Here is a 20,024-nt window from a genome sequence, read left to right as displayed (position 1 = left end):
CCGGCCGCGCGGCTAGGTAGGGCCATGACCCTGGCCCATTTTCTTTCCCTCTTCTCGACCGCCGACGCGGTGGTTGTCCTGCTGATCCTGGTGGGTTGGCTGGGCATCGGCTGGCGCATCGAACACCCGGGCGCGCGGCCCTCGGTCTCTATCCTGATGGCCGAGAATCGGCGCGAATGGCTGCGCATGACCATCGAACGCAGCAATCGCATCGTCGACAGCCAGATCCTGGGGATGCTGCGCGCCAACAGTTCCTTCTTTGCCTCTTCGACGATGATCGCCATCGGCGGCACCCTGGCCCTGCTGGGCAATTCCGACCAGCTGCGCGGCATCGCCAGCGACCTGGGCGTGACCGACCGCAGCTCGGAAGTGTTCTGGGAAATCAAGCTGATGCTGGTGCTGATGTTCATGGTCAACGCCTTCCTGAAGTTCGTCTGGGCGAACCGGCTGTTCGGCTATTGCGGGGTATTGATGGGGGCCATCCCGAACGAACCCGCCGATCCGCGCGCAGGCCCCCGGGCGCAGAAGGCGGCGCAGATCAACATCTTCGCCGCGCGCAGCTTCAACCGGGGTCTGCGGTCGATCTATTTCGCCATGGCCGCCACCGGCTGGTTCCTGGGGCCCTGGGGCCTGCTGGCCACGACGCTGCTGACCTGCGCGATCCTGTGGCGGCGCGAGTTCGCCTCGCAGTCGCGCGAACTGCTGCTGTCGCTGGACACCACCCCGGCGGCACCTCAGCCCGGCGAAACGGTCACGAAATAGGCAGGGCGCCGGACAGGGGCGCGGTTTTTCTTGTCTGGGCTGGCAAAGCCCCTCTCCGCCCGCTGACCGGCGGGGCGGAACGTGGAACGGTCGGGCCAAAGGCCGTGGCAACCGGAAAATCGGGTCCGGCCGTGTGGCCGCCCTGCGGGGCGCGTCAAACGTCCTGATCAGGAGACCCTATGTCCGACCCGCTCGACGCGCTGGCCCAGGCCGCGCAGGCGCAGATTGATGCGCTGTCCTACCCCCGCAAATGCTGGGTCACGTCCCGCCGCTACAAGGATCAGCCGGTGCTGGACGTGGCGATTGTCGGCGGCGGCCAGTCGGGCCTGTCGATCGCCTTTGGCCTGATGCGCGAGAATGTCTCGAACATCCGCGTCTACGACCGCAACCGCCCCGGCGAGGCCGGGCCCTGGACCTCTTACGCGCGGATGAAGACGCTGCGCACGCCGAAACATGTCTCTGGCCCCGAGATGGGCATCCCCGCCCTGACGCCGGAGGCCTGGTATCGCGCCCGCTACGGCGATGCCGCCTGGGAAGGGCTGGACAAGATCCCCAAGGACCAGTGGCAGGACTATGTCACCTGGGTCTCGGGCGTGGTGCAGCCGCCGGTCTTTCACGGGGTCGAAGTGGTGGACCTGGAGCCGCTGGAGGGTGGCATCACGGCGGTCCGCCTGCGCGACCGTGACGGGCACGAAACCGTGGACTATGCCCGCGCCGTGGTGCTGGCGCCGGGCATCGAGGCCACCGGCGCCTGGGCCGTGCCCGAATTCGTCCGCGACGCCCTGCCCAAGACGCTTTATGCCCATACCGCCGAGGCCATCGACTTTGCCGCGCTGGCGGGCAAGCGGGTGGCGGTGCTGGGTGGCGGGGCCTCGGCCTTCGACAATGCCGCCTGCGCGCTGGAGGGGGGCGCGGCCAAGGTGGATCTCTTCGTGCGGCGCCCGAAACTGCCGCCGGTGAACCCCTATCGCTGGATGGAATACACCGGCTTCCTGCGCCACTTCCCCGATCTGGACGACACGATGAAGTGGGACTTCATGCAGACCATCTTCCGCATGAACCAGCCGCCGCCGCAGGACACCTTCAACCGCTGCCATGTCTGGCAAAGCTTCGACATCCACTACGACAGCCCCTTCACCGCCCTGGCCCATGTGGACGGGCAGGTGCAGATCGCCACGCCCCAGGGCAGCTTTGACGCGGATTTCCTGATCGTCGGCACCGGCATGGCCATTGACCCGACCCTGCGCCCCGAACTGGCGCGCCTGGCCCCGGCCATCGCCACCTGGGCCGACCGTTTCGCCCCCGCCGCGGGCCCCGAGGCCTATGGGCTGGGCGCCTATCCCTATCTGGGCGACGCCTTCCAGTTCCAGGGCGACGACGCCGCCACCGACGCCATGCTGTCGCGCCACTACTGCTACACCTTCGCCGCCATGGTCTCTCAGGGCTGTTCCGCCGGGATCTCGGCGCTGAAGTTCGGCGCCGAACGGGTGGTGCGCGGCATCACCCGCCAGCTGTTCACCGAAGACGCGGCCCTGCATCTGGCGACCCTGCGCGCCTATGACGAGCCCGAGCTGCGCCCCGAAACCGCCCCCCTGCCCCGCCTGACGCCGGAAACCATCTAGGAGGATCCCATGTCGAACCAGGTCATCGTCGAAGACAAGGCCGCCCGCTTCCTCCAATCCCAGGAGAAGATCCAGGCCCCCTACGAGCTCGACCCAGAGCTGTGCCTTTATTGCCCCCAGGACAATATGGACTCGCTGTCGCATCCGCGCATTGCCGACTGGATCGAGTTTGTCACCGAACGCTACATGCCGCCCCTGCCCGAGGGCGGGCGCAAGGTGCTGTTGATGATGCCCTGCACGGCGACCAAGCCCTATCCCTTCTCGACCGAGCACCGGGCGATCAACCGCCGTCTTTATGACGAGGGGTTCCGTCCCGTCGCCCGCCAGCCCCTGGCGCAGGAACTCTGCGCGCGTCTGGGCCCCGACGATCCGCAGGAACTGCTGGATGTGTCGATCCTCAGCGACGGCAAGGGCACCTACATTCACCGCGCGGTGATTTCCGAACCCATGGCGCTGGTCCCCTACGAGACGATCACCGGCTATGAGGGTAAGCCCTCGCCCTGTCATGCCTATGACGATCCGGGGCTGTTCGAGAAGCGCGGCAATGCCGTCTCGCCCTGGCGCGAAGACAGCACGGCGGTTCAGGTCGGCCCGTCGAAATGGGCCTGGGGCGACAATGAAAAACGCGCCTATGTCGAGATGCATAACGAAATGGCCCGCCTGCTGGCCAAGGCGATGGAGCGGATCGGCGGGCTGTACGACGCGCGCATTTCCTGGGTCGCGCCGGGGCTGACCCACCGGTCCTTCGTTCTGGAACGGGCGGCGCGCAAGGCCCATGGGGTGCCCGCCTTCAAGAAGGTCGCGGGCGAGAACCTGGCCTTCACCGGCGCCAACGACCTGCTGCCCGAGCATCTGAAGATCACCTGCCTGCCGCTGGCGGCCGATTGCACCGATGCCATCGAACGGCTGGCCAAACGCCTGGGCACCACGCCGGACCGCGTCGGCAGCCACTGGTCGCGCGGCGGGGCCAACGCCACGCCCCTGGCCCTGCCGGAACTGCTGGACGTGCTGGTTGAAAACATCCTGGAGAAAGAAGACGCATGACCCTGTCCCTGACCATCGGGTCCTCCGACAACGACCGCCTGCGCCCGCTGATCAATGACGAGGTGCGCATCGACGGGGTCGAGGCCACCTGGCACACCCACCCGGTGCAGGATCTGTTCAACCTGCAATGCTCGCGCCACGTCTACGACGCCGCCGAATACCCCCTGGCCACCTATCTGCGCGATCTGGAAGGGCCGCGCCGCTATCTGGCGGTGCCGATCTTCCCCTCGCGGCACTTCCGCTTTTCCTGCGTCTTCGTGAACCGCGCAGCGGGGCTGACCTCGCCCGCCGATCTGGCCGGAAAACGGGTCGGCATCCCGATCTGGGACATGGCCGCCGCCGTCTGGCTGCGCGGCATCTTCGACGAACACTACGGCCTGCCGATGCGCGCGCCCACCTATGTCACCAACGGGCTGGAGTTCGGCCGCAGCGGGGATGAACACCCGCAGCAGTACCCCGAGGATTTCCAGATCGTCCACGCCGATGACGAGGGCGGGCTGGCGCGGATGCTGGCCGAGGGCAAGATCGACGCGCTTTATACCGCCGCCGCGCCGTCCACCTGGGATCCCTTCGACCCCAATTGCCCGGTAACCCGCCTGTTCGAGGATCCGCGCGAGGCCGAAACCGCCTTTTATCAGAAGACCGGGATCCTGCCGCCCATGCATATCTTCGCGGTCAAACGCGCCATCGCCGAGGCCCACCCGGGCCTGACCCGGCGCCTTTACACCGCCCTTGGCGATGCCCAGGACATGGCCCGCGCCCAGATCTATCATTCCGGGGTGCTGAAAACGATGCTGCCCTGGCAGCTGGAGGCGCTGCTGGACACCGAAAAGCGCCTGGGCCAGGGCTATTGGTCGGGCGGCTTTGCCCGCAACCGCCCCACGCTAGAGGCGATCATCCGCTACATGAGCGATGAGGGTCTCCTGAAGACAAACATCACCCCCGAAGACATGTTCGACGCCGACATGCTGGCCACCTGACCAGCGGCGCAGGCCGCATGGCCGGACCTGCGCCCGACAATGCCTGTCCCTGCGGGTGCCCCCCGCCGGGATTGACCGGGGAAAGCCCGCTTTCCACCCTGACCCAAGACCGAGACCCGGAGCCTGACCCGAAAAAGGGCAAGAGGAGACGGGGGCCCTCGGACCCCAGAGAGACCCCTTCGCGGTGCATCGCAAGATAAGGTTCCCCCTGCGCCGCCAGACCCGGAGACCCAAGATGCCCAAGAACGGTGCCGACCACCTCGCCTCGCTTCAGGATGACCGCTGTATCTATCTCGACGGCAAGCGCGTCGCGGATATCAACACAGACCCCGCCTTTCGCGGCGCCGTCTCCTCGGCCTGCGCGCTGTATGACTACCAGGCCGCGCCCGAGAACCAGGAACGGATGACCTTTGCCTCGCCCAAGACCGGCAAGCGGGTCAACAAGTCCTGGATGATGCCCACCAACTACGCCGAGCTGGTCGAGCGCCGGAAGTCGATCGAGGAATGGTCGGCCCTGACCTGCGGCATGATGGGCCGCTCGCCCGATCACGTCGCCTCGACCTTCGCGGGCTTCCGCATGGGGCTGGACGTCTACGAGGCCCACGACCCCAAACGCGCCGCCGCCCTGGCCGATTACTTCGACTACGTGCGCGACAACGACATGTACCTCAGCTACGTCATCATCAACCCGCAGGCGGACAAGGCGAAATCCGCCGCCGGTCAGGCCGACCGCGATCTGGTCGCCCGCATCGTCGATGAAGACAGCGAAGGCCTGACGATCCGGGGCGCCAAGATGCTGGCCACCTCGGGCATCGTCGCCAATGAGATCATGGTTTCGGGCATCACGCCCCTGCAACCGGGCGACGAGGATTACGCCTTTACCCTGACCATGCCGCTTGGCACGAAGGGTCTGAAGATGCTGTCGCGCCGCAGCTACGAGGCGGGCGCCACCTCGACCTTCGACTATCCGCTGTCCGCGAAGTTCGACGAGAATGACGCCGTGGTGGTCTTCGACGATGTGAAGGTCCCGTGGGAACGCGTCTTCCTGCACCGCGACCTGAAGATGGCCCAGGCGCAATGGCACCAGACCCGCGCCCATGTCATGCAGAACTACCAGTGCATGATCCGCCTGACCCAAAAGCTGCACTTCCTGCTGGGCCTGGCGCGCAAGATCGCCGAGATCAACAATATCATCGGCTATCCCCAGGTGCGCGAACAGCTGGGCCTGATCGCCGCCAAGGTGCAGAACATGGATGCCCTGGTCCTGGCGATGGAGGCCAAGGGCGAGCAATACGGGAAATACTATGTCCCCGACCGCTCGATCCTGGTCACCGCCCAGGTCATCGCCCAGACGACCTACCCCGAGGTGGTGGAGGCGATCCGCATCCTGTCGGGCGGCGGGATGATCATGGTGCCCTCTTCGGATCTCGACTTCGCCAGCCCCGAGACGGCCGAGATCATCGGCCGCACGCAGCGCTCGCCCGTGGTGGACAGCCACGACCGGGTGAAGCTGATGAAACTGGCCTGGGACGCGGTCGGCTCGGAATTCGGCTCGCGCCACTTGCAGTACGAGATGTTCTACTCGGGCGCCCAGTTCGTCATTCGCGGCAATTCCTTCCGCTTCTTCGACTGGGACGAGGTGAAATCGCGGGTCGACGGCTTCATGGGCACCTATGACCTGGAGGTCGACAACCTGCTGGCCCGGGCGGCGGCAGAGTGAGCATGGAACCCGAGACGATCCGCCGCGCGGCCTTCGTGGGCCATTCCCCCGCCCCCTTCCGGGCGGCGGAGACCGGCCCGCTGGCCGACCTCAGCTTTGCGGTGAAGGATCTCTTCGACATCGCGGGCAGCGTCACCGCCTGCGGCAACCCCGACCGGCTGAAGGCCGGGGTGGTCGCGGCGGCCACGGCACCGGCGGTGCAGGTGCCCCTGGCCGCCGGGGCGCTGTGCCTGGGCAAGACCCACACCGACGAGGTCGCCTGCGGCATGTTCGGCGACAACGAATTCTACGGCACCCCCATCAACCCGCGCGCGCCGGGGCGCGTGCCGGGGGGCTCTTCCTCCGGCTCGGCCTCGGCGGTGGCGGGGGGGCTGGCGGATTTCGCCCTTGGCACCGACACCGGCGGATCGGTCCGCGTGCCGGGCAGTTTCTGCGGCATCTTCGGGCTGCGCACCACCTTCGGGCGGCTGTCGGTGGCGGGCGTCATGGCCATGGCGCCCAGCTTTGACACCGTGGGCTGGATGGCCCGCACGCCCGAGGTCATGGCCCGCGTCGGCGCGGCCTATTTCGGCGCGCCCAAACCCCTGTCGCCCACCCGCCTGATGCTGGCCCGCGATGCCTTCGCCATTCCCAATCCTCGGGTGGCCGAGGCGCTGACGCCGCTGGCGCGGGCGCTGACCACCACCGAGGTGGACCTTTATCGCGGCGGGGTCGAGCACTGGCTGGACACCTTCCGCCCGCTGCAACTGGGCGACCTGCACGCCACCCTGGGCACCTGGGCCGCGCAGCCCGGGCGGCAGGTCTCGGCCTCCATCGCCCAGCGTATGGAATTGGCCAGCACGGTCACCGCCGCCGACATCGCCCCCGCCACGATCTGGCGCGACGCGCTGACCGGCTACATGGTGGACCTTCTGGGCGACGACGGCGTGCTGTGCATTCCCACGGCCCATGACCTGCCGCCCGAGATCGGCGGCGGGCTGGAAACGCTGATCGAGTTCCGAGAGAAGACCCTGGCGCTGACCTGCGTGGCCTCGCTGACCCGGCTGCCGCAGCTGAACATCCCCGCGACCACGGTCGAGGGGGTGCCCGTGGGCCTGTCCTTCATCGCCGGTCCGCGCGGCGAAGAGCGGCTGCTGGCCATCGCCGCCGATCTCTACGCGCAGTTGCCAGAGGGCGCCGCATGACCCGCGATTTCGTCGGATACGGGCGGGTGAAGCCCGACTTCCGCTGGCCCGGCGGCGCCGGACTGGCGGTCGTGGTCGTGCTGAACTTCGAAGAGGGCGCCGAGCCCTCGATCCCCGACGGCGACCCGGCCACCGAACTGGCCCTGACCGACGCGATCCCCGGCGAGGTGCCCCTGGGCCAACGCGACCTGGTGGCCGAAAGCCTGTTTGAATACGGCAGCCGCGCGGGCTTCTGGCGGCTGGCCGAGATGTTCGAAGAGCTCGACATTCCCCCCACCATCGGCGCCTGCGCCCAGGCCCTGGCGCGCAACCCCGAGGCGGCCGGGTTCATCGCCGAAAAAGGCTGGGACATCTGCGCCCATGGCAACCGCTTTCAGCGCCATTTCCTGATGACCGAAGCCGAAGAACGCGCCGCCATTGCCGCCGCCGTCGAAGGCATCACCGCCGCCACGGGCCGCGCGCCCACAGGCTGGCAATGCCGCTACGCTGCCTCCGAACGGACCCGTATGCTTTTGGCCGATCACCCCTGCCTGATCTACGATGCAGACGGCTATGCGGACGATCTACCATACTGGACCGAAGGGCGCCTGGTGGTGCCCCATACCTTCACCCTGAACGACAACCGCCTGGCCACCGCCAAGCTGCCGACGCCGGGCGATTTCCACGCCTACCTCTGGTCGGCCTTCCGCACCCTGCTACGCGAAAGCGCCCATTCGCCCCGGCTGATGACGATCTCGCTGCACAACCGCATCTCGGGCCAGCCCGCGCGGTTCGAAGGTATCCGCAATTTCCTGGAAGAGGTCGCGGGCACCCCCGGCGTCTGGTTCGCGCCCCGCGCCGAGGTGGCCCGCCACTTCGCGCAGGTCTGCCCGAAATGACAGGCTCCGAGATGACAGGCCTTGTCCTGACCGGCGGCCTGGTGGCCAGCCCACTAACCGGCAAGGTGACCGCCCGCGACGTGATCCTGCGCGACGGGATGATCAGCGACGACCCGACCGGCCTGCCGCGCCGCGACATCGGCGGGCAGATGGTGATCGCCGGGCTGGTCAATGCCCATACCCATGGGCACGCCAACCTGAACAAGGGCGTGGCCGACCGCTGGCCGCTGGAATTCTCGCTGACCTCGGGCGGCTGGATGGCCGCCGGGCGCGACGCGCAGATGGTCTATGACAGCACCCTTCTGGGCGCCTGGGACATGCTGTCGAAGGGGGTGACGGCGGTCTATGACCTGGCCGTGGGAATGCCCGCGCCCGATCCCGAACATCTGGCCGCCGTGGCCCAGGCCTATGCGGATGCGGGGCTGCGCGCGGTGATCGCGCCGATGGTCGCCGACATCGGCTTTGCCGCCAGCATCCCCGGGCTGCTGGACAGCCTGCCGCCCGAGATCGCCGCCAGCCTCTCCGCCGCGCCGCAAGACCCCGAGGCCCTGCTGACCCGGATCGACAGGGGCATGGGCTTTGCCCTGCCCGAAGGCATCAGCTGGGGCCTTGCGCCCACGATCCCGCACCAGTGCTCCGAAACCTTCCTGCGCGGGGCCGCAGATCTGGCCCGGCGCCGGGACTGGCGGCTGCACATGCATGTGGCCGAGAGCCGATTGCAGGCCGAGGTGGCGCGCCAGCTTTGGGGCGGATCGCCCATCGACCGGCTGGAAAGCCTGGGCATTCTGGGCCCCGATTTCACCGCCGGTCACGCGGTCTGGCTGGGGGCGCGCGACTTCGCCACCCTGGCGCGGCATGGGGCGACGGTCGCCCATATCCCGGCCTCGAACCAGCGTCTGGGCGCGGGCATCGCGCCGGTTCAGATGATGCGCGAGGCCGGGCTGACCCCGGGTCTGGCCACCGACGGCGCGAACTCGTCCGATGCCATGAACATGTTCGAGGCGATGCGCCATGCGACCAACCTGTCGCGCCTGACCGAGACCTCGCGCGACCGCTGGATCGACGCCGCCACCGCCTATGGGATGGCGACCCAGGGCGGCGCGGCCTGCATGGGGCTGGCGCCCTCGACCCTGCAACCGGGCGCCCCCGCCGACCTGACGATCCTGTCCCTCGACAGCCTCGCCTTCACCCCCCTGAACGATCCGGTGGTGCAGATGGTGACGGCGGAAACCGGCAGCTCGGTCGCTTCGGTCTTCGTCGCAGGCCGCGAAGTGCTGAGCGATGGAGAGCCCCGTTTCGACACCCGCGCCCTGCGCGCCCGCATCGCCCGCCACATGCCCGCGCTGGAGGCCGCCCGCGCCGATCAGCGGGCGGCATCCGAGGCCGCCCTGCCCCATATCCAGCGCTTCCTCGACACCCGGCCGAAACCCGACCTCGGCTTTACCCGCACCCTGCCCATGGACCTGACATGACCCTGCCCTATCCCTACAGCGACCCCGCCAGCTATACCCGCATCGGCCATATCATGCCCTCGTCCAACACCTGGGCCGAGCCGCTGACCTATGCGCTGAATATGCAAGAGGCGGCGCGGATCTCGAACCATTTCTCGCGGATCGTGGTCAAGACGCTGGCGCTGAACGAAAGCTCGGAAAGCCATTTCCAGTACGAGCCGATGCTGGCCGCCGCGCGCCTTCTGGCCGATGCGCCCCTGGACGTGATCACCTGGAACGGCACCGCCGCCAGCTGGCGCGGCATCGACCAGGACCGCAAGCTGTGCGAGCTGATCGAGGCGGAAACCGGGATCACCGCGACCTCGGCCACCATCGGCTACTTCGATCTGTTTGCCGCGAAGAACTGGCGCAAGATCTCGCTGGCCGTGCCCTATACCGAGGATGTGACGGCGGCCATCGTCGAGAATTACACCCGCTCGGGGTTCGAGGTGGTGAAGGCCGTCTCGCTGGGCTGCGTGGCCAATGTGGACATCGGCGCAACACCCCTCGACCGGATGCGCGCCCTGCTGCACGAGGCTGCCGACGATGCCGCAGATTGCGTCGCGGTGGTCTGCACCAACTTCCCCGCCACGGCGCTGGCGGAAGAGTTCGAGGCCGAGACGGGGATCCCGCTGGCCGATTCCATCTCTGTCACCTATCTGGATGCCTGCCTGAAGGCCGGGGTGCGCCCCGCCATCACCGGTTGGGGCCAGATGTTCGACTGACAGGGGAGCCCGTCGGCCGACTGGCCGCCGCCCGGCCCTAGAGGGGCACCGGGGCGGCGGGGTCCAGCAGGCCCTCGCCCTTCAGATCCGACCAGAACCCCGCGGGGATCGCCGCCTGAAGGGCGGCGATGTTGCGCGTCACCTCTTCGGGGCGCACGGCCCCCAGCACCACCGAGGCGACCGCCGGATGGGCCAGGGCGAACTGCAAGGCGGCATGGGGCAGCGCGACCCCATGGGCGGCACAGACCCTCTCGATCTGGGTCACAAGGGTTAGGATCGCAGGCTCGGCCTCGGCGTAGTTGTACTTGGCCCCGACCACCGCCCCGGTGGCCAGGATGCCGGAATTGAACACCCCGCCCAGGATCAGCGCGGTTCCCGCCGCCTGGGCGCGCGGCATCATCGAGGCCAGGGCAGGCTGTTCCAGCAGGGAATAGCGCCCGGCCAGCAGCACCACGTCATACTCGCCATCGCGCAGGAAGCGTTCGGCCATCTCGTGGTCATCCAGGCCCAGCCCGTAGCCCGCGATCACCCCCTGGGCCTTCAGCTCGGCCAGGGCGCGGGTGGCGCCGTCCAGCGCCTGACGATAGCGCGCCTCGATCATCTCTTCGCCATGGGTCCAGCTGTCCACGTCGTGGATCAGCACCAGGTCCAGCCGGTCGGTCCCGAGCCGCAAAAGCGACTGTTCGATCGAGCGCAGGGTGCCGTCATAGGAATAGTCGAAGCGTGGCCGATGCGGCAGCGAACCGACGAAGCCGCGCGCGGGCGGCGCCACATCGCCCCAGCGATGCGGGTCCATGACCCGCCCCACCTTGCTGGACAGCACCACCCGGTCACGGGGCACGCTGCGCAGCCCGGTGCCGGTGCGATGCTCGGCCAGGCCGTTGCCGTAATGCGGCGAGGTGTCCAGCAGGGTGATTCCGGCGGCCAGCGCCGCCTCGACGGTGGCGATGGCCTGATGCTCGTCCAGGCGTTCGTAGAAATCGCCCAGGGGCGCGGTGCCCAGACCCAGGCGGCTGACGCGAAGGCCGGTGCCCCCCAGGGGCACCGTGGCCAGGCTGCTCACGTCGCCCCCCGGGCGAACTGGTTGTAGAAGGCATAACGCTGCGGCTGGACGAAGTCGGGCTTCTCGACCCCTGCCGCCTCGGCGCATTGCCGGGGGAAGTCGAAATTGTTCAGCATCTCGCTGGCCACCGCGACCAGATCGGCCTTGCCGCCGTCGATGCTGGCCAGGGCCACGGCGGGGCTATGGGTGCCCCCCACGGCCATGGTCGCCACACCCGCGCTGTCGCGGACCTGGGCGGCCATGTCGTGCTGCGCGGTGATCTCGGCGCCCACCTGAGAGCCATTGGTGCCGGGCGCGATGCCCCCGGCGGAACAGTCGATCAGATCGACTCCGGCGGCGGCCAGGCGGGCGGCCAGGGCGACGGTATCGGCGATCTCGATCCCCTGGGCCACGCGATCCACGCAGGAGGCGCGGTAGAAGATCGGCATATCCTCGGGCAGGGCCGCGCGCAGATCCTGGGCGATCTCGACCGACAGGCGGTGGCGCGCCTCGGCGGTGCCGCCGTAGCCGTCGCCGCGATGGTTCGACAGGGGCGAGACGAAGCTGTGCAGCAGATAGCCATGGGCGCCGTGAATCTCGACAAAGTCGAACCCGGCGGCCACGGCGCGGCGCGCGGCGGCGACAAAGGCCGTGCGGAAGGCGGTGATGTCTGCCGCGCTCATCTCGGCCGGGGCGGGCCAGCCCTCGGCGTAGGGCAGGGCCGAGGGCGCGGCGCAGGTCCAGCGGCGATGGTCACCCTCGGGCAGGAATTTTGCCCCGTTCCAGGGCGTCTCGGTCGAGGCCTTGCGCCCCGCATGGGCCAGTTGCACACCGACCGGCACGCCGTGGCGGTGGAAGCCCTCGACGACCCGCGCCAGGCCGGGGATCTGATCGTCGGACCACAGCCCCAGGCAATCGGGGGTGATGCGCCCCTCGGGCAGCACGGCGGTGGCCTCGATCACGGCGCCGCCCAGGCCCGACATGGCCATATGGGCGTAATGGTCGAAATGCCAGCCCGTCGCCCGGCCCTCTTCGGCCGCATATTGGCACATGGGCGACAGCAGCAGGCGATTACGAAATGTCACCCCCCTGATGGACAGGGGGGTGAACAGGGCGCTTTGCCCTTCAGTCTTGTCAGTCATTCGGTCCAGCTCAGATTTCTTTCAGCAGCGAGGTGTCGAACATGCTTTCGTCCGCCTCGATCCCCACCTTGTGCATGGATTCGATGGTGGCCGCGATCCATTCGTCATCCATGGCGAAGATGCCATCGGGATGCTTGATCAGGTCGACCTGGATGTTCGAGTGGAACTGGGTCATGTCGGGGGTATAGCCGTTGCCCTTGAACCAGCTGTCTTCCCATTCCAGCGCCGCCTTGCCGGGGGCCTCGAATTCCTTCTCCCAGCCGCGACGCGAGGCGCGCAGGAAGCCCACCAGGTCTTCGCGGCGGCTTTCGATGGTCTCGACATTGGCGCAGACCAGGTCCTGACCCATCACCATGCCCACGTCCGAGAACAAGATGAAGCCGGATTCCTTGCCCGCCGCCTGGCTGATCACATAGGGCATCGAGGTCATGAAATCGACGACCGCGTCCACCTGACCGGCGACCAGCGGGGTCGGGTCGAAGGTGTAGGGGACGAAGTTCACCTTCTCGCCGTCGACACCGGCCAGACCCAGCACCACCTTGAAGGGGCCGACGTTCAGCGGCGGGCAGGCCACGGTGCGGCCTTCGAGGTCCTTCATGGTCTCGATGCCACTGTCCTTGAGGAAGATCACCGAGTCGGGGCTTTTCTGGAACTGGGCGCCGATCACCTTGAAGTTGGCGCCTTTTTCAAAGATCGCCTCGGCGGTTTCCATGGGCGAAACCAGGGCGATATCGGCCTTGCCGGTCAGCAGCGAGGCCTGGGGAATGACGTCGGGGCCGCCGGGGATATAGTCGATCTTCAGACCTTCATCGGCGTAATAGCCCTCTTCCATGGCGATGTAATAGCCGTTGAATTCGGGGTCGTTGATCCAGATCGCTTGCAGGGTCAGCGTGGTCAGATCCTGGGCGAACAGGCGGCCGGGGACAGAGGCAGCGGCCAGACCGCCCAGGGCGGAGGCGGTGAAGGCGCGACGGGAAAGCTTGGTCATGGGGAAGATCCTGTTGGGTGAGGTTATCGTTTTCCTGGCGCGGTCCGTTTTTCCGGTTCCCGGCGATAGGGATCAGCCTAGGTAGCGGATCGGGGCGCGGTCAATTTGGCAGGCTTGGCATTTCATGCGCGCTGACTTGACGGTTTCTGCGAAGCGGCAAATCGGCTTTGCAAAGCGCATGAAATCCATGCAAATCAGCCCGCTTCGGTCTGTTTTTGCCGCTTTGGCGGCATTTTCGGGCCCGCAGGCGGCGAAATCGCCGCGATGCGGCAAGGCGCCGTTTGCACAGGAATTGCACAAAAATACCGCCCCACGGCGCCTGCCCGCGCCAAACAGGCCCCATGGGCCAAGGGGTGCGCATCTGCGGCCAAGTTTTGCCGCGCCACCGGGCGACGCAGGATTCTGGCCCCCCGGGCGCCTTTGCGGGCAGGCTTGATCCGACCCGGGCGTCCGTGACTCGATGTGACAGGCCCCCGCCTCTTCGGCCGCCCCTGCGGCGGCCTCAGCCTCAGCAAAGGTCCCGCCGCCCATGTCCGACACCCTGCCCCTGCCCGAGACCGCCCCGCGCCCGCTGCTGGCCCTGATGCGTTCCCCCGCCGCGCTGATCGCGCTGAAGGTGGCGCTGGTGCTGGCGGTGCTGCTGGTCTGGCACCTGCTGGGCACCCAGACCCGGATGGGGCGGCTGATCCTGTCCAGCCCGGTCTATATCCTGGGGGATATGTGGTCGGGCGCCGATCTGTACCTTCTGCACGGCGCCGCCACGGTCAAGATCGCCGCCACCGGCTTTGCCATCGGCTGTGGCACGGCCTTTGTCATGGCCCTGCTCTATTGCGTCTTTCCCTGGCTCGACACCGCCTTTCGCGGGGTGAACATCGCCGTCTACACCATGCCCGCCATCGTCGTGGGCCCGCTTCTGGTGCTGTTCTTCAAGGGGGATTGGCCGCAGACGATCCTGTCGGCGCTGATGGTCTATTTCCCGGCCATGTCCACCATGTTGCTGGGACTGAAACAGGTCGACCAGCGGCTGTCGGACCTGATCGAGGTCTACGGCGGCCACGAGGGCGCCCTGATGCGCTATGTGCGGCTGCGCGGCGCGCTGCCCTCGATCTTTGCCGGGCTGCGGGTGGCCGCGCCGATCGCCGTTCTGGGCGCCGTGCTGGGCGAGTTCGGATCAGGCACGCGCTTTGGCTTCGGCTCTTTCCTGCTGTCGACCCTGCCGCAGGCCAATCCGACGCGGCTGTGGGGGATCGCCATCTCGACCTCGATGATCGGGCTTTGCGGCTATCTGCTCTTCATGATCCCCGCCGTCTGGCTGCGCCGCACCACCGAAAGCGCGACCCTGGCCACCGCCATGGCCGCGCCCGCGCGCGGCGGGACCTGGATCGAACGGCTGGGCGCGGGGGCGCTGGCCTTCGTCATGCCCTTCCTGCTCTGGGCCTTCCTGATCGACCTGGCCGACATGCCCTCGATCATCGCGCCGGGGCCGCTGACCACGATCCGCTTCATCTTTACCGAAAACGCCTTTCCCATCTGGGAGGCGCTGTCGGTGACCCTGCCCATGGCGGTGCTGGGGTTGCTGGCGGGGCTGGCCTTCGCCTTCGTGCTGGCCTCGATGTCGATCCTGTCGCCCGCCATCGCCCGCGCCCTGGTGCCGGTGGCCATGGTGGTGCAGAACACGCCGCTGGTGGCGCTGGTGCCCTTCGTGGTGCTGGCCTTCGGGCGCGGCGTGGCGGCCTCGGTCTTTCTGGCCATGCTGGTGGTCTTCTTCCCGGCCTATGTGCTGCTGAACCAGGGGCTGGCCTCGGTGCCCGCCGCGGCGCGCGACCTGGTTTCGGTCTATGGCGGCTCGCGCTGGCAGCTGCTGTGGCGCATCGCCATTCCCTATTCCATCTCTTACCTCTTTGCGGCGGCCAAGATGGTGGCGCCCATGGCCCTGCTGGGGGTGATGGTGGCGGAATGGCTGGTCTCTGGCATCGGCCTTGGCAACTTGCTGAACCTCGCCCGCCCGGCGCTGGATTACGAAACGATCTGGGCCGGGGCGCTGATCTCGATCCTGATCTCGGCCCTGACCTACGAGTTGGTCGGCATCCTGGAACGGCGCACCCGGCGATGAGGTTTCATCACGCCTCGCTGACCGTCTCGGACCTGCCCGCCGCCATGGGGTTCTTCGGCGCTGCCTTCGGCTTTGCCCCCGATTTCGTCGAAGAGGAGATGGGCGCCGACATCGCCCGCATGGCGGGCCACCCCGGGCTTCTGTGCGCCTTTACCCAGATGCGTGCCCCGGGGATCGACATGGTGCTGGAGCTGATCGCCTTCACCCACCCGGGCGGCACGCCCCCCGCCGATCCCCTGCCCTGGCGGCCGGGCGCGGGCCATGTCTGCTTCCACGTCGACGACATGGAAGAGATCCTGACCACCTGTTGTGCTGCCGGTGCCGAAGTGCTGGGCGAGGTCATCGCCTTTCCCGGCGGGCGCTGCTGCTACCTCCGCACGCCGGGCGACGCCTTTGTCGAGCTGGAATGGATGGCCCCCGCCACCTGACGCCCCGCCCACCACGCAAAACCGCCGCAGCCCGGGGGCTACGGCGGCTCTCTTGCTGGCCCGGGCTATGGGATGCGGCCCGCACCTGGCTAGCTCTGCCCCTCAGTCGTCCTTGTGGCCCGGGTGCAGCTTTTCCATCAACTCTTCGCACATGGCGTGGAAGGCCGGATCCGAGAACAGCGCCTTGGTGCGCGGCCGCTCGAAGGGCACGTCGACGATTTCCGCGATGCGCCCCGGCTTGGCGTGCATGACGACGATCTGGTCGGCCAGAAAGACCGCCTCGTCGATGCCATGGGTGACCAGCAGGGTGGTGGCCTTCTGCTGGCTCCAGATGCGTTGCAGCTCGATGTTCATCGACCGGCGCAGGATCTGGTCCAGCGCGCCGAAGGGTTCATCCATCAGCAGCACCTCGGGCTCGGTCACCAGGGCGCGGGCGATGGCGACGCGCTGGCGCATCCCCCCCGACAGCTGCGCGGGCAGGTGATCTTCGTACCCCTTCAGCCCGACAAGGTCGATCATCTCGCGGATCTTGGCGTCATGTTCGGCGACCGAGCGTTTCAGCACCTGCAAAGGCAGCGCCACGTTGCGATAGACCGACCGCCAGGGCATCAGCGCCGCATCCTGAAAGGCGATGCCCAGCTTGCCCTGCTGGCGGTATTGCTGCGGCTGGTGGCCGCGAATGCGCACCGCGCCCTCGGTCGGCGCCTCCAGCCCGGCAACCATGCGCATCAGCGTGGACTTGCCACAGCCCGAGGGCCCGATCAGCGCCACGAAGGCGCCGCGCCGGATCTTCAAAGAGACATCGGCCAGCGCCTCGATCCGCGCCTTGCGGGTGACGAAGGTCTTGTCGACGTGATCGACCAGGATATCCACCGGCAGTTCTGCCGCCTCTGCGGGGCTTGGGCCCTGGCTCTGGGCGCTGACGTTCATGATTGGCTTTCCTCGCGGTTGCGATGGCCCAGCATGGCCTTCACTTCGAGATATTCGGTCAGCCCGAAAACCCCCAGTTCCCGCCCGTTGCCCGATTGCCTGTAGCCGCCGAAGGGGGCGGAGAAATCGAAGGGCGGATTGTTGATGAAGATGCGGCCCGCGCGAATGCGCCGCGCCACGGCCTCGGCCCGGTCCAGGTCGCGGCCATAGACATACCCCGCAAGGCCATAGTCGCTGTCATTGGCGATCTCGACCGCCTCGTCCAGGCTGTCATAGGTCAGCACCGACAGGACGGGGCCGAAGATCTCGGTGCGGGCAATGGCCATGTCGTTGGTCACATCGGCAAAGATCGTGGGCCGCACGTAATAGCCCCGGTTGACGCCCTCGGGCAGGCCCGGGCCGCCGGTCAGCAGCCGCGCGCCCTCGGCAATGCCGGTCTCGATCAGCCCCTGCACGCGATCCCATTGCGCGGCATTGGCCACGGGGCCCATGGTGGTGGCGCGGTCGGTGGGATCGCCGATGCGCACCTTGGCCACCTCGGCCAGCAGCCGCGCCTCGATCTCGTCCTGCATGTCGCGCGGGATCAGCATCCGCGAGGGCGCGATGCAGCTTTGGCCCGAGTTGATGAAGATCCGCGCCACCCCGTCGGCCAGGGCCAGATCCAGATCCGCATCGGGCAGCACGATATTGGCGGATTTGCCGCCCAGCTCCTGGTGCACGCGTTTCACCGTGGGGGCGGCGGTGCGGGCGATCTCGATCCCGGCGCGGGTCGAGCCGGTGAAGGACACAAGGTCGATGCCCGGATGCGCCGCGATGGCCGCGCCGACCTCGGGGCCCGCGCCATTGACCAGGTTGAAGACCCCCGCAGGCACGCCCGCCTCGGCCAGCACCTCGGCCAGGATCAGCGCCGACAGGGGCGAGATTTCCGAGGGTTTCAGCACCACCGTGCAACCGGCGGCCAGCGCCGGGGCCAGCTTGGTCACGATCTGGTTCAGCGGCCAGTTCCAGGGCGTGATCAGCCCGGCCACGCCGATGGGTTCGTAGCGCAGCCTGGTGGTGCCATGGGGCTGTTCGAAGGCAAAGCCCTCGGCGGTATCGGCGGCCTCGTTGAAATAGATCACCGAACTGTCGGTCTGCATCCAGTCCGACAGATCCGCGGGGGATCCCATCTCGGCGGTGACCGCCTGTTCCAGCTCGGCCTTGCGGGCCTTGAATACCTCGGCGATGCGGCGCAGCAGGGCCACGCGCTCGGCCACCGGAGTGGCGGCCCAGGCCGGAAAGGCCGCGCGGGCGGCAGCGACGGCGCGGTCGACATCGGCCGCCGTGCCCCAGGCCACCCGGGCGATCTCTTCGCCCGTGGCGGGGTTCACCACCGGGCCGGTGGTGTCGGACAGGGGCGCCACCCAGGCGCCGCCGATATAGAACTTACCCCAATGGGTCATTCACATGATCCCCAGCTTCTTGGCCGTGGCGTCGATGGCCTGGCGGGCGATGGCGAACATCTCGTCCATCTCGGCGATGGTCATCACCAAGGGCGGCATCAGAGCCATGGTGTCGCCATTGTCGCGGAAGGCCAGACCCAGTTTCAACGCCTCGACCGAACATTGATTGCCGACATGCTGTTCAAAGGGAAACGCCTCGCCGGTTGCCTTGTTTGCGACCAGTTCGATGCCCGCCATCAGCCCGACAGAGCGGACATTGCCGACCAGCGGATGATCCACGAACTCGGCCAGCTTGGCCTCGAAATGGGGCACCAGCTCGGCCTCGGCGCGTTCGACGATGCCCTCGCTTTGCAGCACCTCGATATTGGCCAAGGCCACGGCGCAGCAGGACGGATGCCCCGAGTAGGTATAGCCGTGCGCCCATTCGCCGCCGTCCTCGATCAGCACATCGGCCACGCGATCCGACATCAGGCAGGCCGACAGCGGCAGATAGCCCGAGGTCAGACCCTTTCCCAGCTGCATGAAGTCGGGCTGGATGTCGTAGTAAAAGCTGCCAAACCACTTGCCGGTGCGGCCAAAGCCCATGACCACCTCGTCCACCGCCAGCAGCACGTCATACTTGCGGCAGATTTTCTGGATTGCGGGCCAGTAGGTCATCGGCGGGCAGATTGAGCCGCCGGCGGATTGTGCAGGTTCCGCGTAGAAGGCCGCGACGTTCTCAGGCCCCAGTTCAAGGATCTTGTCCTCAAGCCAGGAGGCGGCCAGTTCGCCGAAATCCTCGTCCGACATGCCCTCGGGCTTGTTGCGGTAGGCGTAGGGGGTGCCGACATGGGTGATGAAATCCAGCGGCAGATCGCCCCCGGCCTCGTGCATGTCGGGCAGGCCCGACAGCGAGGCGGCCACCTGGGTGGAGCCGTGATAGGCCTTTTCGCGGGCGATGATCATCCGCTTTTCCGGCTGGCCCTTCAGCTTCCAGTAGCGGCGGATGGCGCGCACGGCGGTTTCGTTCGCCTCGGACCCCGAGCATTGGAAGAAGACGTGGTTCAGCCCCTCGGGCGTGATCTCGACCAGCTTTTCCGCCAGGCGGATGGCCGACGGGTGCGAGGTGTTGAAGAAGGACTGGCAGAAGCTGAGGTCGGTCATCTGCGCCGTTGCGGCCTCGACCAGTTCCTTGCGGCCATAGCCGATGGTGACGCAGCCCAGGCCCGACAGCCCGTCGATGATCCGGTCCCCTTCGGTGTCCCAGACATAGACGCCTTCGCCGCGCACCGCGATGCGCGAATGGCTGGATTTCAGGGCCTTGTGATCGGTGAACGGGTGCAGGTAATGCGCCTCGTCCAGGTCTTGCCACTGACGGGTCTCCAACTGTCGATAGACCATGGGGCGTTCTTTCCTATCTGTCGCGACCATCCCATGGGGCCGCCAAGGCTAGTATCGGACGGGGCGCCGGGCGGGGCCATCGCGGCCTCTGGCGCGGCCCTGCGGCAAAACATGGTCTCGAATGCGCACCTTTTGCCGCGCCGTGTTTCGGGCC

Annotated in this window: 17 protein-coding genes; 11 read left to right on the top strand and 6 right to left on the bottom strand. The window is 67.6% G+C overall.

What is annotated here, in order from left to right:
- Positions 1–24: 24 nt before the first annotated feature.
- From ACRARE_RS17840 to ACRARE_RS17800, 9 genes are all read left to right on the top strand, one after another.
- Complete coding sequence (locus ACRARE_RS17840) at positions 25–762, top strand: DUF599 domain-containing protein (protein ID WP_432657820.1); 738 nt, start codon at positions 25–27, stop codon at positions 760–762.
- Between the two features lie 179 nt (positions 763–941).
- Entirely contained in the window at positions 942–2,384 is a 1,443-nt protein-coding gene (locus tag ACRARE_RS17835) for a SidA/IucD/PvdA family monooxygenase (RefSeq protein WP_432657819.1), read from the top strand.
- Positions 2,385–2,393: 9 nt separating this feature from the next.
- Entirely contained in the window at positions 2,394–3,428 is a 1,035-nt protein-coding gene (locus ACRARE_RS17830) for a DUF5591 domain-containing protein (RefSeq protein WP_432657818.1), read from the top strand.
- Positions 3,425–4,408 (top strand): substrate-binding domain-containing protein, encoded by a 984-nt coding sequence (locus tag ACRARE_RS17825; protein WP_432657817.1) that lies wholly within the window; start codon positions 3,425–3,427, stop codon positions 4,406–4,408. The genes ACRARE_RS17830 and ACRARE_RS17825 overlap by 4 nt, the downstream gene beginning before the upstream one ends.
- A gap of 235 nt (positions 4,409–4,643) precedes the next feature.
- Positions 4,644–6,128 carry a 4-hydroxyphenylacetate 3-hydroxylase family protein gene (locus ACRARE_RS17820; protein WP_432657816.1) on the top strand — a complete coding sequence of 495 codons (1,485 nt, stop codon included), beginning with the start codon at positions 4,644–4,646 and terminating at the stop codon, positions 6,126–6,128.
- Between the two features lie 2 nt (positions 6,129–6,130).
- Positions 6,131–7,312, top strand: a complete 1,182-nt coding sequence (locus tag ACRARE_RS17815) for an amidase (protein ID WP_432657815.1) — start codon at positions 6,131–6,133, stop codon at positions 7,310–7,312.
- Positions 7,309–8,190 (top strand): polysaccharide deacetylase family protein, encoded by an 882-nt coding sequence (locus ACRARE_RS17810; protein ID WP_432657814.1) that lies wholly within the window; start codon positions 7,309–7,311, stop codon positions 8,188–8,190. Before ACRARE_RS17815 ends, ACRARE_RS17810 begins: the two co-directional genes overlap by 4 nt.
- Positions 8,191–8,201: 11 nt before the next feature.
- Entirely contained in the window at positions 8,202–9,662 is a 1,461-nt protein-coding gene (locus ACRARE_RS17805) for an amidohydrolase family protein (RefSeq protein ID WP_432657813.1), read from the top strand.
- A complete protein-coding gene (locus tag ACRARE_RS17800; RefSeq protein ID WP_432657812.1) occupies positions 9,659–10,405 on the top strand; it encodes a maleate cis-trans isomerase family protein in 747 nt (248 codons plus the stop codon). Before ACRARE_RS17805 ends, ACRARE_RS17800 begins: the two co-directional genes overlap by 4 nt.
- 37 nt (positions 10,406–10,442) lie before the next feature.
- On the opposite strand, the gene ACRARE_RS17795 is transcribed toward ACRARE_RS17800, so the two are convergent.
- The 3 genes from ACRARE_RS17795 to ACRARE_RS17785 are packed head-to-tail and all read right to left on the bottom strand — an operon-like array spanning position 10,443 to position 13,577.
- Positions 10,443–11,468, bottom strand: coding sequence for an aldo/keto reductase (locus ACRARE_RS17795; protein ID WP_432657811.1), 1,026 nt, complete (start codon positions 11,466–11,468; stop codon positions 10,443–10,445).
- On the bottom strand, positions 11,465–12,589 hold the full coding sequence (locus tag ACRARE_RS17790; RefSeq protein WP_432657810.1) for an oxidoreductase: 1,125 nt from the start codon (positions 12,587–12,589) through the stop codon (positions 11,465–11,467). The genes ACRARE_RS17795 and ACRARE_RS17790 overlap by 4 nt, the downstream gene beginning before the upstream one ends.
- A 10-nt stretch (positions 12,590–12,599) precedes the next feature.
- Positions 12,600–13,577: an ABC transporter substrate-binding protein gene (locus ACRARE_RS17785; RefSeq protein WP_432657809.1), complete on the bottom strand. Its 978-nt coding sequence runs from the start codon at positions 13,575–13,577 to the stop codon at positions 12,600–12,602.
- Between the two features lie 529 nt (positions 13,578–14,106).
- Here ACRARE_RS17785 and ACRARE_RS17780 point away from each other — a divergent pair.
- A complete protein-coding gene (locus ACRARE_RS17780) occupies positions 14,107–15,690 on the top strand; it encodes an ABC transporter permease (RefSeq protein WP_432657808.1) in 1,584 nt (527 codons plus the stop codon).
- The gene (locus ACRARE_RS17775; protein WP_432657807.1) at positions 15,687–16,118 is read left to right on the top strand and encodes a VOC family protein; all 432 of its coding nucleotides are present in this window, start codon (positions 15,687–15,689) and stop codon (positions 16,116–16,118) included. The genes ACRARE_RS17780 and ACRARE_RS17775 overlap by 4 nt, the downstream gene beginning before the upstream one ends.
- A 102-nt stretch (positions 16,119–16,220) precedes the next feature.
- Here ACRARE_RS17775 and ACRARE_RS17770 read toward each other — a convergent pair whose 3' ends face one another.
- From ACRARE_RS17770 to ACRARE_RS17760, 3 genes are read right to left on the bottom strand one after another with little or no spacing between them, the layout of a single operon-like run.
- Positions 16,221–17,048 carry an ABC transporter ATP-binding protein gene (locus ACRARE_RS17770; protein WP_432657806.1) on the bottom strand — a complete coding sequence of 276 codons (828 nt, stop codon included), beginning with the start codon at positions 17,046–17,048 and terminating at the stop codon, positions 16,221–16,223.
- Positions 17,045–18,490: an aldehyde dehydrogenase family protein gene (locus tag ACRARE_RS17765; RefSeq protein WP_432657805.1), complete on the bottom strand. Its 1,446-nt coding sequence runs from the start codon at positions 18,488–18,490 to the stop codon at positions 17,045–17,047. The genes ACRARE_RS17770 and ACRARE_RS17765 overlap by 4 nt, the downstream gene beginning before the upstream one ends.
- Entirely contained in the window at positions 18,491–19,870 is a 1,380-nt protein-coding gene (locus ACRARE_RS17760) for an aminotransferase (RefSeq protein ID WP_432657804.1), read from the bottom strand. It abuts the gene before it with no gap.
- Positions 19,871–20,024 lie beyond the last annotated feature (154 nt).

It is taken from the genome of Pseudooceanicola aquaeponti (assembly GCF_050897975.1).
GTDB lineage: Bacteria > Pseudomonadota > Alphaproteobacteria > Rhodobacterales > Rhodobacteraceae > Pseudooceanicola.
Note: the sequence above shows the minus strand (reverse complement) of the source record. Positions and strands in the feature narration are given on the sequence as shown.

Bases quoted from the DNA above. Each gene is read 5' to 3' on its own strand.
- ACRARE_RS17770 (WP_432657806.1), bottom strand. From the start codon at position 17,048: ATGAACGTCAGCGCCCAGAGCCAGGGCCCAAGCCCCGCAGAGGCGGCA.
- ACRARE_RS17790 (WP_432657810.1), bottom strand. From the start codon at position 12,589: ATGACTGACAAGACTGAAGGGCAAAGCGCCCTGTTCACCCCCCTGTCC.
- ACRARE_RS17800 (WP_432657812.1), top strand. From the start codon at position 9,659: ATGACCCTGCCCTATCCCTACAGCGACCCCGCCAGCTATACCCGCATC.
- ACRARE_RS17780 (WP_432657808.1), top strand. From the start codon at position 14,107: ATGTCCGACACCCTGCCCCTGCCCGAGACCGCCCCGCGCCCGCTGCTG.
- ACRARE_RS17785 (WP_432657809.1), bottom strand. From the start codon at position 13,577: ATGACCAAGCTTTCCCGTCGCGCCTTCACCGCCTCCGCCCTGGGCGGT.
- ACRARE_RS17810 (WP_432657814.1), top strand. From the start codon at position 7,309: ATGACCCGCGATTTCGTCGGATACGGGCGGGTGAAGCCCGACTTCCGC.
- ACRARE_RS17830 (WP_432657818.1), top strand. From the start codon at position 2,394: ATGTCGAACCAGGTCATCGTCGAAGACAAGGCCGCCCGCTTCCTCCAA.
- ACRARE_RS17760 (WP_432657804.1), bottom strand. From the start codon at position 19,870: ATGGTCTATCGACAGTTGGAGACCCGTCAGTGGCAAGACCTGGACGAG.
- ACRARE_RS17820 (WP_432657816.1), top strand. From the start codon at position 4,644: ATGCCCAAGAACGGTGCCGACCACCTCGCCTCGCTTCAGGATGACCGC.
- ACRARE_RS17765 (WP_432657805.1), bottom strand. From the start codon at position 18,490: ATGACCCATTGGGGTAAGTTCTATATCGGCGGCGCCTGGGTGGCGCCC.
- ACRARE_RS17840 (WP_432657820.1), top strand. From the start codon at position 25: ATGACCCTGGCCCATTTTCTTTCCCTCTTCTCGACCGCCGACGCGGTG.
- ACRARE_RS17815 (WP_432657815.1), top strand. From the start codon at position 6,131: ATGGAACCCGAGACGATCCGCCGCGCGGCCTTCGTGGGCCATTCCCCC.
- ACRARE_RS17835 (WP_432657819.1), top strand. From the start codon at position 942: ATGTCCGACCCGCTCGACGCGCTGGCCCAGGCCGCGCAGGCGCAGATT.
- ACRARE_RS17805 (WP_432657813.1), top strand. From the start codon at position 8,202: ATGACAGGCCTTGTCCTGACCGGCGGCCTGGTGGCCAGCCCACTAACC.
- ACRARE_RS17775 (WP_432657807.1), top strand. From the start codon at position 15,687: ATGAGGTTTCATCACGCCTCGCTGACCGTCTCGGACCTGCCCGCCGCC.
- ACRARE_RS17825 (WP_432657817.1), top strand. From the start codon at position 3,425: ATGACCCTGTCCCTGACCATCGGGTCCTCCGACAACGACCGCCTGCGC.